This is a genomic window from Selenomonas ruminantium subsp. lactilytica TAM6421 (genome assembly GCF_000284095.1).
Classification (GTDB): domain Bacteria; phylum Bacillota; class Negativicutes; order Selenomonadales; family Selenomonadaceae; genus Selenomonas_A; species Selenomonas_A lactilytica.
On record NC_017076.1, the window covers coordinates 57749 to 72096 of the forward strand.

The following is a 14348-nucleotide window of genomic DNA, read 5'->3' on the forward strand; positions in this document are numbered from 1 at the left end:
CAATCACGATTATATCAACGTTCCTGTATTGTTCCGTCGTATACCAATTTCGTACGTTCGTCGAACAGCACCCAGAGGATTTCGTCAAAAGCTTCCGGGTGTTCTTTTATTACAGCCCTGACTGTTTGCACGGCAATTTCTGCTGCCTGTTGGACCGGGTAGGAATATACCCCGGTGGAGATGGATGGAAAAGCCACACTACGGATGCCGTGCTCCATGACAAGTTCCAGGGAGTGTCGGTAGCAGCTAGAGAGCAGTTCTGCTTCGCCCTGGCTGCCGCCATGCCAGATGGATCCAACTGTATGGATAATATGGTCGCAGGGCAGCCTGTATGCCTTGGTTATTTTGGCCTGCCCGGTTTTGCAGCCATGCAGTGTCTGGTCCTATGTCAAGATTTAGTACAACATAAAATGAGAAATTTTAATTATTTTCAGCTTACCAATAGTGATTCTCTAGCAACGCTCGCATTGTAAAGTTTTTCGAAATCATCTGGCGAAAGATATCCACAATGGCTGTGAATCCGCTTTGTATTATAAAATGCTTCAATATACTCAAAAATTAGGCTGTAAGCATGATTAAAATCGAGGGTGTGAATAAAAGTCTGTAAAAGGTCTTCTATGATTTCAGCATGGATGTATTTTACGGTTGTAATCTATCAGGGGGCATAATGGTCAGTTCGCCCCTTACTTTGCCCCAGTTTCGGATGGGCATGGACCATTTCTTGGTAGATTCAAACGTTGCCAAATACAACGCCTTTAGCAGGGCCTGTTGGCCGGGGAAAACACTTCTCTGGCTGTTCAGACGGCGGTACGAGGAATTTAGGCTCTCAATGGCATTGGTCGTGTAAAACGCGGTACGGATGTCTGTTGAGAACTTGAATATTGGCGTTATTACATCCCAATTGTCAAACCAACGCTTCAGTGCCGCTGGATAATGGAGCGTCCATTTTTTGTCCACTTCCTCCAGCCGCTTAACGGCGGCCTTCTCATCAGGGTCGGTATAGATGGTGCGGAGATCTTTGGCAAAATTTTTCATGTCTTTGTTGGCGACGTATTTCAGTGTATTGCGCACCATGTGGACAATGCAGCGCTGGTGCTCCGTTTTCGGAAATGCTGCAGAAATGGCCTCTTTCAGGCCGGTAAGCCCATCAGAGCAAAGAATAAGGATATCCCTTACACCACGGTTCTTGAGGCTGTTCAGGACGCCCAGCCAGTATTTGCTGCTCTCATTTTCGCCCACTTCAAGCGTAAGGACTTCCTTGCGGCCATCTTCATTTATTCCCATCACGACATAGGCAGCCAATTTGGCAATCATATTGTCATGTCTTACAGAAAAATGGATGGCATCAATGAAAATTATGGGGTAGATACTGGAAAGCGGTCTGCTCTGCCATTCCTCAATCTGAGGCAGAATTTTATCGGTAACATCGGATATGAACCCTTCTGAAGCCTCGAAGCCGTAAATGTCTTCCAAAGTTTCAGAGATCTGTCTGGTGGTCATGCCTTTGGCATACATAGAGATAATTTTCTCGTCAATGGCGGAAATATCCTTCTGCCGCTTCTTGACAACCTAGGGCTGGAAGGAGGACTGACGATCCTGCGGGACATCAATCTGAAAACTGCCATAACTGCTGTTGACACGCTTGGTTTTGTATCCGTTGCGGGCATTCTCACTATCGGAGCGCTCAGACTTGCTGTAGCCTAGATGCTCATCCATTTCCGTTTCCATCATTTGCTTGATGGTGCCGCCCAGCAAGTCTTTCAGGGCGTCTTGGATATCAGTAGCGCTCTCGATGTTGTACTCTTGGAACAACTGCTGGATGATGGCACGCTTGCCATCGGTCATTTCTACTTTGTGAATCTCTTTTTTCTGTCTTGCCATGATAAAAGGCCTCCTATGATTTGATTATAGTTTATCATAGAAGACCTTATGTTTTCGAGGAAAATTCATTTACAGAGATTTCTTCATACTCTCAAGAAACGAATAAACCTTGCCTTTCCTTGGTAACGTTGATATAATATCAAGGTCTTACTGTATGGTTATTTTCCTAATGGCAAATCATTGTATCAGCAAGGCAAGCGTTCTGAAATAGCTATCGTCCAACCTGGATGGAGCTTCCCCTAACCCTGCTATCCCCATGTAGTGGGGTTTTTTACTATCTAAAATTGCAAAAAAAATCTGTAGACTCACCAGTGTGTTGTCTACGTTTTTTTCATGTAACATAATAGTTTATATCCTAAAATCCCGGAGATTTTTTCCCCTACGCCAAGGACTCAATAATATCAAGGCTTCACGGCGTTTTTCTGTAGGGTAATAAAACTTAACCTACCAAGCCCTAAAATCGTGCTTGAAATGCTGTAACCCCTTATAAATACTAGGTTTAAGAATTGTAGGTTAAATTTTGAGCGGGATTTTAGGTTTATATGTAAAGGCTTTTACATGCCTCTCAACGTCAATTCTGGGCGTTCAATTTTTTTCACCGTCCATGGAAATTCGATACCGGTACAAATTTCTTTATTCAAATTCCTTATCCTGTATCCACGAGGCAATTTTACCATTTTTTCAGTAAACCTAATCTTCCCTCCTTAGTCCATGGTAACGTAATCTTCACAGTGATTTTACCAGATGAACTGTGACTTACATAATTCGCTATAACAAATCAGTTTAATTTAGCGATTTCATCTCCTTCTGTTCTTTAATTTCTTTCAAAACCTTGTCAAAATCTAGTTCAATTATTTCTCCAGAATGAGGCCATTTATACAATATAATATCTACCAACAATTTGCCACAGCTATTTATTTCGGAAATTTCAACTTTAGAATTATGAACTCCTTTATTTGTTATCTTCCTAATATAGTGGCACTTATCGGCAATATTGTCAGTTATAATCCTCTTATTTTGTAAATAACAGATTTTATTTGACAAATTCATTTTATCACTATGCAGTTCATAAGAACTTATAAATTCTTCAAGTGCTTGACGCAAGAATAAACATCTTTCTTCTGATGAGTTATAGTACGCTTTAGGTAAAATTTCTGCAATTTTTTTATTGTACCTATATAAATATTGTATTTCTTTTGGAACTGATTCTCTACGTTTCTTATCTTCTTCTAAATCATGTTTTAACATATAATCAAATTCTAAACAAGAATCATCTTTTCCACATAGTATTTTACCTATTTCTATAACTTCATTTATAAATGACATATTATATCTCCTTTAATTAACAATATTTTTGCTACAATATATTCATAGTATTCTCTTGGGAACAACTGACGAAATCAATCAGTATTTAGTTTCTGTATGCTATATTTGCAAATTATCTACCACAGTTGTACTTGTCAATCCGCTGCTGGCCTGCTACCAGCAAAGAAATCTTGCCTACCCTTGTATCTTGTTGAATATTATCATAATACGTTTACACGCCATTACACCATTACACCATTACACCGCTATACAATTACGCCATTATCCTACCTATCCGCCGGAAAAACGACCTTATTTTACGCGGACTCATGGTGCCAGATTCCTTTAATCCATCCGACACTTCCAAAGCATACGGATGAAACTGTTTGTTTATTTTCAGTACGTTTTCTCTGTCAACGTTAACTGACAATATCACTGATTTATGCAATGATAGTATATCGCGTTCAAGATTATCCTTTTTATATTTCTGGTCGTCAATGTCGAGCAAAATCATTTCTGCAGTACTATTTTCAGCTTTCTCAAAGGAGAACGATTTATTGTAATAATATCGCTTAATAACTGGACAAGGTATTTGATAGATATATTCATTGCTTTCGCCCCCATTAAGCTGCACATAATCCAAACCTACCAGCGTCTGAACAGCCAGAGAAGTGTTTTCCCCGGCCAACAGGCCCTGCTAAAGGCGTTGTATTTGGCAACGTTTGAAGCTACCAAGAAATGGTCCATGCCCATCCGAAACTGGGGCAAAGTAAGGGGCGAACTGACCATTATGCACCCTGATAGATTAAAACCGTAAAATACATCCATGCTGAAATCATAGAAGACCTTTTACAGACTTTTATTCACACCCTCTATTAACATTTTACTGTGGATAACCCCAATTAGCAACACTAAAAATAACACAATGAATGAGCGTACGTGTTATTTTTACGCCTAAATCCGGCCTAAAAATACGATATCCATTTTAAGCTATCTAACGACCTCTCTGAGCGACTTTATGATTTATGCGATGTTTTATATGCGTTATGTTATTATTAAGTATTACAGACGATTCTGTGAGGTCGTTTTTTCTGGAAGGCGAAAATTCATAAAAAAGCCCCAGAATCAGACATTGTATCTACACGCCTGATACTGGGGGCATTTACTATCAAACATCTTGCCTGACTTATGGGTCGTCAGCTTCTAAGTTACAACAGCTTTTCAATTTCCCCTGCCATGTTTGCAGGGTCAAAAGTGGGCTCGAAGCGGGCTACTACGTTGCCCTCTCTGTCTACCAGGAACTTAGTGAAATTCCATTTGATGGAGTCGCCTTCCAGATATTCGGGGAAATTCTGCTGGAGTGCTTCCGTAAGCTTCGCAGCAATGGGATGGTCCTGGTCAAAGCCCTTGAAGCCCTGCTGTTCAATCAGGTACTTGAACAGCGGCTGTGCCGTTTCGCCCCGGACATCGCCTTTCTCGAAAATCTGAAAGGTCACGCCGTAGTTCAGGCGGCAGAATTCCTGCACCTCATTATTGCTGCCAGGTTCCTGACCAGCGAACTGATTGCAGGGGAAGCCTAAGATTTCCAGGCCCTGGCCCTTATACTTCATATAGAGGTCCTGCAGTTCCTTGAACTGGGGTGTGAAACCGCATTTGGAGGCCGTATTGACGATGACCAGCACCTTGCCCTTGTAATCAGCCAGAGATTTTTCTACACCTTTATTGGTCTTTACCACAAAATCATAAATACCCATAATGATTCTCCTCACTTACATCTAACAAGCCGGCAATCAAAGGCCCAGCATTTCGTCCAGCTTAGCTTTTTCAAAGCCCAGCACATAATCCTTGTCATTGGCCGTGGTGATGGGAACCATGGTATCTCCCGTCAGCTCATAGCATGCATCACGGTCATCGTCATTTTCCTCGATATTGTGCTCTTCAAATTCCACATTCTTGCTCTTCAGGTACTTCTTTACCTTGTCGCACCAGGGACAATCATTGATTGAATATACTTTTACCATACGGGATTACCCTCCTTCAACTTAACCAGATATTTCTCAGCCAGCAGGGCTGCTGCAGTGCCATCGGCTGCTGCAGTGGTCAGCTGGCGTATTTCCTTTTCCCGCACATCGCCGGCGGCAAAAACGCCTGGGATGGCTGTGCGGCAATCCTCTCCTGCCTCGATACGGCCGCCAGGAGTCAGCGGCAATTCTTCCTTATATAGTTCCGTATTGGGCACCACACCGATATTGACGAAAATACCATCCACCGGCAGGCTGCGGTTCATTCCTGAAGCCTTGTCCAACACCTCGATGCTCTCCAGACGTCCATTCCCCTGCAGGCTCTTGATTTCTGTCTGCAGGAAGATTTCTGCCTTGGGATTATCCTTTAACCGCTTTTGGGAGACTTCATCGGCCCGGAAATCCGAGCGGTGTATCAGATAGAGTTTGCTGGCATACTTACTGAGGAAATTGGCGGCATCCACAGCCGCATTGCCGCCCCCCATGACAGCAATGACCTTATCCTGGTACATGTGGCCGTCACAGAGTTCACAGTAATGTACGCCTTTGCCTGCAAACTTTTTCTCCTCTGGCAGGGGGAGTTTGCGGCGATTCATACCAGAGGCAATGATGACGACATCGGCCTCATAGATATGCTCCTCCGTCTCTATCAGTTTGGGCTGACCTTTCAGGGTGACCTTCACGATGGAGTCAAACTCATCAATGACCGCCCCAAAGCTTTCCGCCTGCTGTTGCAGAGTGCCCATAAGGTCCTTGCCGGAAACCTTGGCAAAGCCCGGATAGTTCTCAATGCCTGTAGCATTGGCAATCTGCCCGCCGATGATGCCGTTTTCCAGCACCAGCACATCCAGATTCATGCGTCCGGCGTAAAGGGCCGCTGTCAGCCCCGCCATGCCTGCACCGATAATGATGATATCCTTGTGGATACGCTTTTTCTCCATGCCATCAGCTCCTTCTCTTCTGAAAACCAGGGAAACGGATTATTTATTTGGCTTCCTTGAAAGCACTCTTGGGCTGGCCGCAGAGGGGGCAGACGTAATCGTCCGGCTCATCGCTTATATCCCCTTCATGCTCAAAGCCGCAGACCGGGCAGATATAAACCTTCCCCGCAGGGGCTGTCTTTTCCGGCTGATACTTTTCCATAATCTTGCCGATAACCACGCCATGATGGCCTTCCTGCTTGGCAAAGATTTCCATCTCGTCAGCAGCCTCGGCAAAGCCTGCGGCTCTCACTTTATCGGCCATAGCCTTGACCTGTGCCTCGCCATTGGTTTCAGCTTTCTGCACCGTACGCAGGAGGTTCCAGAAATCCTGGGGATACTTGCCGTTAAGCACGGCATAGAACCCGGCATGGACAGCTTCCTGATTAGCAGATTCAATGAGCTCATCCGCGATATCATTGTAGCCCTGCTCCTTGGCCAAACGGGCCAGAGCGTAATACATCATGGTGCCGTTTGCCTCGGCCTGCATAATGGTCCTAACCATTTGCTCAAGGTCCGTGCCCTTTGTCAGTCCATAAATGCTCATGAGTTTTTCCTCCTCCTAAAATACAACGCACAAATCTTCATTACATGGGATATTCGAAAGTAGAGCCAACGCCGAAGTGAATGATGTATTCCTCAGCACCTTCAACGGGAATCCAAAAGCCATAAGCCCGGCCAAACTGCCCTTCGTATGCTTTATAGACTGCTTCTCTGGTATCTGCCGCCTGATTGCAAAGACACCCCTTATGCTGCTCGGGACTTCCAATACTGGAGCATTTCATCTGGTCGTTGAGCCCCAAAGAAGCGGCTTTCTTGTTTACCGCATGAATTTGGCGGTCTTTAGTAATCAGCATGATGGGCTCCGGGAACTTGTCCCACATCATATGAAAGGCTTTGATGATTTCCTGCTTATCCATAGTTTCAGCTCTCCTTTTTTCATTACAAACAATTCTGTATGCTGGCCTCTAAATCCTGCATCGAATCCGTTGGCTCAAAGCGGCTTATCACGTTTCCCTGGCGGTCTACCAGGAATTTGGTAAAATTCCATTTTATATCGGAATTTTTCTTGTAATTCCAGTCTCGCTTCCTTAAAAGCAAGCTCATAGCTGTTGCCTTCAGCCCATTACCAAAGCCTTTGAATTTCTGCTGGGCTTTCAGATAGGTGTACAAGGGCAACTCATTTTCGCCATTGACATCGGCTTTCTTCATCCTGCGGAATCTGGTTTTGTACTTCAAGGAGCAGAACTGCTGTATGCCCTGGTCATCTTCCGGGGCCTGCTCCATAAACTGGTTGCAGGGAATGTCGATGATTTCCAGTCCCTGGGACTGATACTTCTCATAAATGGCTTCCAGTTCCTTATACTGTGGGGTGAAGCCGCAACGGGTGGCAGTGTTCACAAAGAGAAGTACCTTCCCCTTATAATCTGACAAGGCAAAATCTGAGCCGTCATTGGCTTTCAATGTATAATCATATATCATCTGTTGGTTGCCCTCCTTCATTTCATCTTACATGCTCTATTATACAGCAAAATTCCATTTTGTCAAATGGAATTTAAAAAAATCTCATTTGATTTGATGTCAATATGATGGTAGAATAGATTATCAAAGAAAGATTTACCTGTAACATTGAGGAGCAAGATATGATTGACAAACAGACCTTCGACCCGTTGCTTCTGGAAAACCAGCTGTGCTTTCCTTTATATGCCTGTGCCAGGAAAATAGTAGCGGCCTATAACCCCTTCCTGAAAGAACTTGGACTTACCTATCCCCAATACATTACCATGATGGTGCTGTGGGAGAATAATAAGGTTGCCATGCGTGACCTTGGCAAACGCCTTTATCTGGATTCCGGAACGCTGACTCCGGTGCTGAAGAAACTGGAAGCCATGGGCTATCTCAAAAGATACCGCAATCCGGAAGATGAGCGTATCCTGATGGTATCCATTACAGATGAGGGTAAGACTCTGCGGCAGGAAGCGGAAAAGATACCCTATCAGATGGGGTGCCTTGTGAATCAAAAGGGGGAACTGTTCTCCGGCGAAGAGGTTGGCAAGCTGAAGGAGCAGCTTTATCAGATTATCCATACGTTAGAATAAAAAAAACGAGAGACTGCACTTAATAAAGGTGCAACTGTCTCTCGTTTTTTATGTCTTTTGCCCGGCTCAATTCTTGAGCTTCAGCCCGTCATGGAAAGCCTTCCCCACAACCGGCCCTACCAAACGGTAGGTCTTGGTGGCAATGTCAAAGATAATCGGCTGGAGCTTATCGTAATCCACTACTCCGTCGGTAAGCACTGCTTCATCGGCCTGCTGGGCGATGATTTTCCCCACCAAAATTCCAGTCTCGTCACTGTAGCTTACGCACTCACACTCCAGCGTCACAGGAAATTCCTCGATGATAGGAGCATTTACATGGGCACTCTTGTGGACATGGCAGCCAGCCTTTTCTATCTTGTTGACCTTGTTGCCGGTTTCCACGCCAAAGTAGTCAGCGATTTCCACCGTGTCCTTGGTAGCAAAAGCCACGGTAAAAGCCTTGGTATGCTTGATGTTCTCCGTGGTTTTGTGTTTGGCCAGAAACAAGGTGATTTCATCAAAATCCGACTGTGCACCCCAAGCTGCGTTCATGGCGTTTGGGACTCCATTTTCGTCATAAGTCCCAATGATAAATACGCCTTCCGGTGCAATGCACGCATTCTTGCCAGTAAATTCTACACTCATACTTGCCCCTCCTCTGTACTATCATTATTCTTCATGTAGGAGATATATTCCTTCCCCCAAACTTCCATTGCCTCCAACACAGGATGAAACTTCTGACCAATTTCGCTTAGGGAGTATTCCACCCGGGGCGGAATGGATTCATACTGACGACGGATAACCAACCCATGCTCTATCAGGTTCTTCAACTGAACAGACAGCGTGGCATGTGTCATCTTCGGCAGCTGCCGTTGCAGGTCATTGAAACGCACGGGGCCATCCTCCAGATTATGCAAAATGAGCATAGCCCATTTGCCGGAAATGAGCTTCTGCACTGTAGCATAGGGACATTTTCCAAACCAATCGTCCATAGGAACCGGGGATATTTTCACCTTTTTACCCTCAGACATCGAATTCTTCCTTCAAATCCAGCATGCCCCGAATCTCAGCATGGCCGTTCTCAAGATAAAAGAGCCCCATTTCCCAGCCATTCTTGTCGTACATGTCCATTATCTGGGGCATTATCTCCCGCACCTTGGCCAGCAGGGCATCGTCCTTGACTACCTTGGCCAGTCCATCATACCGCATGAACTCGCCGCCGACCACAGCCAGAACCTCAGCCTTGGGATTAGCCACCAGCTGCTTGTAGACATTCTTGAAGGTGCCACAGCCAAAGTATATCTTGCCATCCACCAGCATGTGGAAGCCAAAAGGACGCCCCTTCGGCTGGTCACCGTCCGTGGTCAGGAAATAGAAGGTCTTGGCCTTGTCCAGGAACTCGTTTACCTTTTCTGCATTAGTCATAATAGGAAGCCTCCTTAGGTCACTTTATTGAACTGCTTTAATTATACGACTCCAAAAATCACCACACAAGTACGTTTTTTTATGATAGTAAGTATCTCTAATGATACCTGCCTGTCATTGACATTTGAGGCCTTCTGCGATAAATTGGAATCATGAAAGCAAAAAATCAATTCAAAATCAAAGAACAAAACAAAGCATGCCGTGATACACTGAAAGGCATCGAGGATACAATGCTTGCCACATATGGCTGTCTTTTGCCAGCGGGTGAAATTACTATTTCCATTGTTATGCCATGGACGAGGGAAAGCATCCTTGGCATCCTCAAACGTCAAGGCAAAATTGTCAGCTGGGAATTAGACGGTTCCTATGAAGAAGGCAATAACCGTCGTTATCTAGTCACGCTGGATGCGGACAGAATATAAAAGCCCAAAGGAAGGATATTTTGCGAAATCTGATTATTGGCTTGGTACTGCTGTCCCTGGCAGGCAGCATCTGGGGAGCCATGTTTATTGCCGTGCGATTGACTGTTGGCGTCATTACACCAGTGGCTCTGGTATGGATGCGATATGGAGTGGCTCTTATCCCACTGGTGTTCTTGATGTTCCAGCAAAAAATATCATGGAAGATAGAGAAAAAGGACAGAAAGCTGCTTCTTCTGTCTGCCCTTATAGGAAATACTCTCTCCATCGTCACTCAGGAATCTGGCACCATGCTGACCTCGGCCCAGATGGGCTCTGTCATAACAGCGGCCACACCGGCTTTTATGGTGGTCTTCGGCTGCCTGCTGCTCCATGAACGGTTCAACTTCAGCCGACTATTATCCGTGGTTCTTGCCACTATAGGGGTGCTGCTCATTGTGATTGACCCGGACAATATACAGTGTGGAAGCGTGCTGGGCGGCGTTTATCTTATGATTGCCGCCATTACCTGGGCACTGATGTCCATTTTATTGAAGCTCTTGAGCCATTATTCCGTCTTTGCCCTGACCTTTTACAGCGTGCTGATTGCCTTTATCACCCTCAGCCCCTACGGTCTCTGGTGGCTCACCTCTGCAGCAGATTTTACAGCCCTCGCCCAGCCCCAAATCTGGGGCTCCATTCTCTATGTGGGCATGATTTCCACCACTGCGGGGTTCGTCCTCTGGAGCAAGGGTCTGACTTACATGGATGCCTCTATCGGCGGCCTTTTTATGTTCTTCCAGCCCGTGGTGGGAACTCTGCTGGGATATTTCCTGCTGGATGAGGCCATTACCAGTTACTTTGTACCGGGCTTTGCCCTCATCGCCATCGGCGTGATGCTGGCCATGCGTGGAGGCAATACCACGGCAGAGGAAAAGCTGGCCAAAAGCAGAACCTGCGTATAATTTCAAAAACAGAAAAAAATAAGCCGCCATGACGCACAACGTAAAACACTGTATGCCATGGCGGCTTTTGATTGTTAATCTGGGAGGCAGGCTCGTGTTGCCAACTATGCCTGACTGAGTTCGATTAGTCCCTTTTCCACGCAGTAGTAATAAATTCCGTCATCCTCAACACTTTTACATTCAGTATCCGCTATTGCCTTAACTTCATCGCCAGCATTCCCCATCGCTATTCCTGTTCCCACAGCACGAAGCATCTCGATATCGTTTCTTCCATCCCCAAAGGCAATCGCTTCCTGCTTCGAGAATCCGAAATAGTCAAGGATGTTCTTTACAGCTTTGCCTTTGCCAGATTCAGCAGGAATCAAATCAGCCGCTCTATCCCACCAGGCTGTCACGGATATGCCCTTGGTGCCGCGTAGAATCTCCTCATATTCCGAGCTCACGCAGCTAACCATCATCTGATATATGTCATCCTTACATTTTTTATCAAAATCCCCATCAATAGCGATGTTTTCTCCCCCAAAGGAAAAATATGTTTTCAGGTCTTCATCCATGCCATTGGCCACAATGAATTTATCATTGCTTATTACCACTGCCCGCCCCATTCTTTTCGTATTCTCCAATATCTGCAAAACGTCAGATTTAGGAATAGGACAACTATGAATCAACTCCTCATCCGTAAAGCAATAAGAACCGTTGAAGGTTATGTACGCGTCAAAGTGAATCCCCTTTAATTTTGGCCTTGCCAGAACGCCTCTTCCTGTGGCCATACAGAGAATAACTCCATTTCTTTGTAATTCCTTCAGCGTATAAACAATTTTAGCCGAGGGCTCCCTTACGCCTAATGAGAGCAACGTACCATCTATATCAAAGAAGGCTATTTTAACTGGTAAAGCCGAGTTTCTTACACTGTTCATATTGCACATCCTATCGTTCTTTTAGATTTACCTGGTTATGCTGTAAATGGCGACTGCTCTAACAGCCAGGCAAAGGCCCTGGCCGTCCTAAGCTCCGGCTCTCGGAAGTGGCCACCCGCATTCCATTCCAAAATACAGTTTATTCCCTGTTCCTTTAGGCATCCATGCACATCTCGAATACAGTCCCCAACTTTTGCCATAACTGCATTCCTGTTTTTCTCTTCCTTATCCCCAAGGCTCATATATATATTGGAGCATTGGATGGTATTCTCCTTCATGTAGTCAACAAAGCCCGGAAACCACATGGAGGGTGAGGCCGCAGCAATGCCCAAAAATGTATCGGTCTGGTATGCCGTCCAAAGGGAGAACAGTGCCGCCAGAGAGTAGCCGCCAAGGAAATAGGTCTTGTCCTCCTCCTGGCACAGCTTCAATATCCCAGCCAGCGTTTCCCTGGCACCAACACCGAAATCATCGTTTCCAAAAACCACCGGGGCCTGCCAGGGAGACAAATCGCGGTTCCAGCTGTCTACCTTGATGGCCAGAAGGCAAAAGTCTTTCTCTGCCAATCTTCGAATTTCAGCCACCTCAGCCTCAAGCCCTGCCATATCATGGTCATCCACAGGCTGAACAAGAACTATAGCCGCATCGGAATTGCCATACTCATAAATATTCATCAAAAGTCCTCCATAATTCTTTATGGCTTGGCATAGGCCGGATTGGCTTTACGCATCTTGTAGAACTTTTGCAGATAAAGAAATGCCTCCCTCACCTCAGGCGGCATATCCACGTGAGCGATAAAGTTCTTTCCTTTAGGTCCATAGCCATCGGGGGTATCCTGCAGCCGCTGTGCGTCTCCCATAAGCAATTCCACATATCGGTCCATATCCCACATGCCAGCTGGTTTCTCTTCGTAAGTCAGGCCCTTTTCGCTGCCTGTTACCGTCACTTTGTAAGCAGCGTAGTTTACCACCAGCCCGGCACCTGCGTGATGCCGCCAGCCTGCCTCCATGCGTCTTTGCATAGTTGCATCCTGCACCATCAGCAGGCTGTCATGGGAAAGATTTTCCCTTTCCAATAGAGCAAGCAAAAAGGTGATGTTATTGCCACAGTTGGTGGATTCCGTCTCCAGATAATCTGCCGACAGGCCATGCTTCTTTTGCAGGTACTCATTGAAAAGCTTCGCCTCACAGGAATTGGAGGAAACCTCCCTTCCCAAGCTGGCTGCCATTTTCTCCCGCAACGTTTCCGTCGTATGTCCTGCCCCACCGACTATCACATATTTTTCGGCCAGCCGGTTTTTCATGATTTCCGCAAAGACCTCACCGCCTGCCAGTATACTGCCACCCAAAAGCACGGCCACATCAACCTGTGGAAAGTGGTACTTATCCTGCAAGGCAGCCGCAGTCAGTTCATCTATGTCCCTTGGGCCACAAAAACTGCCCAATATATTGACAGCCGTTGCAATTTTTATTGCCTCTTCTCGTTCCATAATCTCAGTTCCCTTCTGTTCGCCCAACAATTAACCCATTACAACATTTACATTCATTACTGTTTTCAGGCTCGCTACTATTTGGTGGTATTTCTCGGTAACAGCTTAAAAATCATATTGCTGGGGGTATTAGCTCAACAAGGCTGCAAACGGCAATTGCTAACAAAGCAGCTCAATATTGGCCACGGATTCTGAGATAACTCATTGCCCTTTTTTATCGGCAATTAAGGATTTGATTGCCTTATATATAGGACCAACTTTTTGCTGAGGGAAGGTCTTGGTCAAGCCATTGTTTACGCCCTGTTTAGTTTTATATTGGTTTATTATTTTTGCCACAATAGGAGCATCTGTTTTGTCTGGCAGGATGGTTTTGAGTGTTTTTTCTAAATCATTTTTATTGGTAATATGTGTGTCGGGTGGCGATGACTTTTCTTCTTCATTCTTGGCCGGATTTTCCCCTGATATACTGCTGACAATTTTTACTTCAACACCTTGGTTTTTCCAATATTTGCACAGGAAATCATATCCTGTGTCATTAGAAACAATATAATAATTGCACATTTCCGCATTATCCTCAGTAGGCAAGGTATCACGAATGAGATAACCAAGGTATGATGACAGCTGAAAATCAAGAGCATTTTTCCCGCCAATGAATACTTTTTGAAATTCAATGTCTGCCTTTGACTTGTTTATTTTTATGTGCATGTCAATGGTAATGGTGCCTGAATTTACGCTATAAAAAGCTATTACTTTATCTTGCTCGCTTAATTTTTCTACTCCATCAAATCCTGATGACTTTACATTTTCAAAATCAAGAAGATAATAATTCATTTTAGTTTTACCTCTGTAATCTTAAGTAATAAACTCAAAGGTAATAAAATTTTCTTTC

At 45.0% G+C, this 14348-nt stretch carries 18 protein-coding genes and 4 pseudogenes; 4 read left to right on the forward strand and 18 right to left on the reverse strand.

Annotation, left to right across the window (positions count from 1 at the left end):
• Nucleotides 1-143 precede the first annotated feature (143 nt).
• The 5 genes and pseudogenes from SELR_RS19470 to trpF all read right to left on the reverse strand — a co-directional run.
• Nucleotides 144-374 (reverse strand): annotated as a pseudogene (locus SELR_RS19470) (macro domain-containing protein); the annotation flags it as partial.
• Between the two features lie 56 nt (nt 375-430).
• Nucleotides 431-583 (reverse strand): annotated as a pseudogene (locus SELR_RS19400) (IS3 family transposase); the annotation flags it as partial.
• A gap of 56 nt (nt 584-639) precedes the next feature.
• Nucleotides 640-1881 (reverse strand): annotated as a pseudogene (locus SELR_RS14790) (IS256 family transposase).
• A 783-nt stretch (nt 1882-2664) separates the two neighbouring features.
• Nucleotides 2665-3207 carry a DUF4145 domain-containing protein gene (locus SELR_RS14795; RefSeq protein WP_014430964.1) on the reverse strand — a complete coding sequence of 181 codons (543 nt, stop codon included), beginning with the start codon at nt 3205-3207 and terminating at the stop codon, nt 2665-2667.
• Nucleotides 3208-3460: 253 nt separating this feature from the next.
• Nucleotides 3461-3820 carry a phosphoribosylanthranilate isomerase gene (gene trpF / locus SELR_RS14800; protein ID WP_158645832.1) on the reverse strand — a complete coding sequence of 120 codons (360 nt, stop codon included), beginning with the start codon at nt 3818-3820 and terminating at the stop codon, nt 3461-3463.
• A gap of 9 nt (nt 3821-3829) precedes the next feature.
• Here trpF and SELR_RS19310 point away from each other — a divergent pair.
• Nucleotides 3830-4003: pseudogene (locus SELR_RS19310) on the forward strand (IS256 family transposase); the annotation flags it as partial.
• Between the two features lie 391 nt (nt 4004-4394).
• On the opposite strand, the gene SELR_RS14805 reads toward SELR_RS19310, so the two are convergent.
• The 6 genes from SELR_RS14805 to SELR_RS14830 are packed head-to-tail and all read right to left on the reverse strand — an operon-like array spanning nt 4395 to nt 7669.
• A complete protein-coding gene (locus SELR_RS14805; RefSeq protein WP_014430966.1) occupies nt 4395-4940 on the reverse strand; it encodes a glutathione peroxidase in 546 nt (181 codons plus the stop codon).
• Nucleotides 4941-4976: 36 nt separating this feature from the next.
• Complete coding sequence (locus SELR_RS14810) at nt 4977-5207, reverse strand: glutaredoxin family protein (RefSeq protein ID WP_014430967.1); 231 nt, start codon at nt 5205-5207, stop codon at nt 4977-4979.
• Entirely contained in the window at nt 5201-6148 is a 948-nt protein-coding gene (locus SELR_RS14815; protein ID WP_014430968.1) for an NAD(P)/FAD-dependent oxidoreductase, read from the reverse strand. Before SELR_RS14815 ends, SELR_RS14810 begins: the two co-directional genes overlap by 7 nt.
• A 43-nt stretch (nt 6149-6191) precedes the next feature.
• Nucleotides 6192-6734 carry a rubrerythrin family protein gene (locus SELR_RS14820; RefSeq protein ID WP_014430969.1) on the reverse strand — a complete coding sequence of 181 codons (543 nt, stop codon included), beginning with the start codon at nt 6732-6734 and terminating at the stop codon, nt 6192-6194.
• Nucleotides 6735-6774: 40 nt separating this feature from the next.
• On the reverse strand, nt 6775-7107 hold the full coding sequence (locus SELR_RS14825; protein WP_014430970.1) for a hypothetical protein: 333 nt from the start codon (nt 7105-7107) through the stop codon (nt 6775-6777).
• Nucleotides 7108-7129: 22 nt separating this feature from the next.
• On the reverse strand, nt 7130-7669 hold the full coding sequence (locus tag SELR_RS14830; RefSeq protein WP_014430971.1) for a glutathione peroxidase: 540 nt from the start codon (nt 7667-7669) through the stop codon (nt 7130-7132).
• A gap of 161 nt (nt 7670-7830) precedes the next feature.
• On the opposite strand from SELR_RS14830, the gene SELR_RS14835 reads away from it, so the two are divergent.
• A complete protein-coding gene (locus SELR_RS14835) occupies nt 7831-8286 on the forward strand; it encodes a MarR family winged helix-turn-helix transcriptional regulator (protein WP_014430972.1) in 456 nt (151 codons plus the stop codon).
• A gap of 66 nt (nt 8287-8352) precedes the next feature.
• Here the strand turns inward: SELR_RS14835 and SELR_RS14840 are convergent, their stop codons facing one another.
• From SELR_RS14840 to SELR_RS14850, 3 genes are read right to left on the reverse strand one after another with little or no spacing between them, the layout of a single operon-like run.
• Nucleotides 8353-8910: a flavin reductase family protein gene (locus SELR_RS14840; RefSeq protein ID WP_014430973.1), complete on the reverse strand. Its 558-nt coding sequence runs from the start codon at nt 8908-8910 to the stop codon at nt 8353-8355.
• Complete coding sequence (locus SELR_RS14845) at nt 8907-9296, reverse strand: winged helix-turn-helix transcriptional regulator (RefSeq protein ID WP_014430974.1); 390 nt, start codon at nt 9294-9296, stop codon at nt 8907-8909. Before SELR_RS14845 ends, SELR_RS14840 begins: the two co-directional genes overlap by 4 nt.
• The gene (locus SELR_RS14850) at nt 9289-9690 is read right to left on the reverse strand and encodes a pyridoxamine 5'-phosphate oxidase family protein (RefSeq protein WP_014430975.1); all 402 of its coding nucleotides are present in this window, start codon (nt 9688-9690) and stop codon (nt 9289-9291) included. The genes SELR_RS14845 and SELR_RS14850 overlap by 8 nt, the downstream gene beginning before the upstream one ends.
• Before the next feature lie 152 nt (nt 9691-9842).
• Between SELR_RS14850 and SELR_RS14855 the strand changes: the two genes are divergently transcribed.
• Nucleotides 9843-10112: a hypothetical protein gene (locus SELR_RS14855; RefSeq protein ID WP_014430976.1), complete on the forward strand. Its 270-nt coding sequence runs from the start codon at nt 9843-9845 to the stop codon at nt 10110-10112.
• Between the two features lie 20 nt (nt 10113-10132).
• Nucleotides 10133-11053: a DMT family transporter gene (locus SELR_RS14860; protein WP_014430977.1), complete on the forward strand. Its 921-nt coding sequence runs from the start codon at nt 10133-10135 to the stop codon at nt 11051-11053.
• Nucleotides 11054-11157: 104 nt separating this feature from the next.
• Here the strand turns inward: SELR_RS14860 and SELR_RS14865 are convergent, their stop codons facing one another.
• The 4 genes from SELR_RS14865 to SELR_RS14880 all read right to left on the reverse strand — a co-directional run bounded on the left by SELR_RS14865 (nt 11158) and on the right by SELR_RS14880 (nt 14290).
• On the reverse strand, nt 11158-11970 hold the full coding sequence (locus SELR_RS14865; RefSeq protein ID WP_041914867.1) for a Cof-type HAD-IIB family hydrolase: 813 nt from the start codon (nt 11968-11970) through the stop codon (nt 11158-11160).
• A 35-nt stretch (nt 11971-12005) separates the two neighbouring features.
• Entirely contained in the window at nt 12006-12644 is a 639-nt protein-coding gene (locus SELR_RS14870) for an alpha/beta hydrolase (protein ID WP_014430979.1), read from the reverse strand.
• A 20-nt stretch (nt 12645-12664) separates the two neighbouring features.
• Entirely contained in the window at nt 12665-13459 is a 795-nt protein-coding gene (locus tag SELR_RS14875) for an ElyC/SanA/YdcF family protein (protein WP_014430980.1), read from the reverse strand.
• A gap of 201 nt (nt 13460-13660) precedes the next feature.
• Nucleotides 13661-14290 carry a PIN domain-containing protein gene (locus SELR_RS14880; protein ID WP_014430981.1) on the reverse strand — a complete coding sequence of 210 codons (630 nt, stop codon included), beginning with the start codon at nt 14288-14290 and terminating at the stop codon, nt 13661-13663.
• Nucleotides 14291-14348 lie beyond the last annotated feature (58 nt).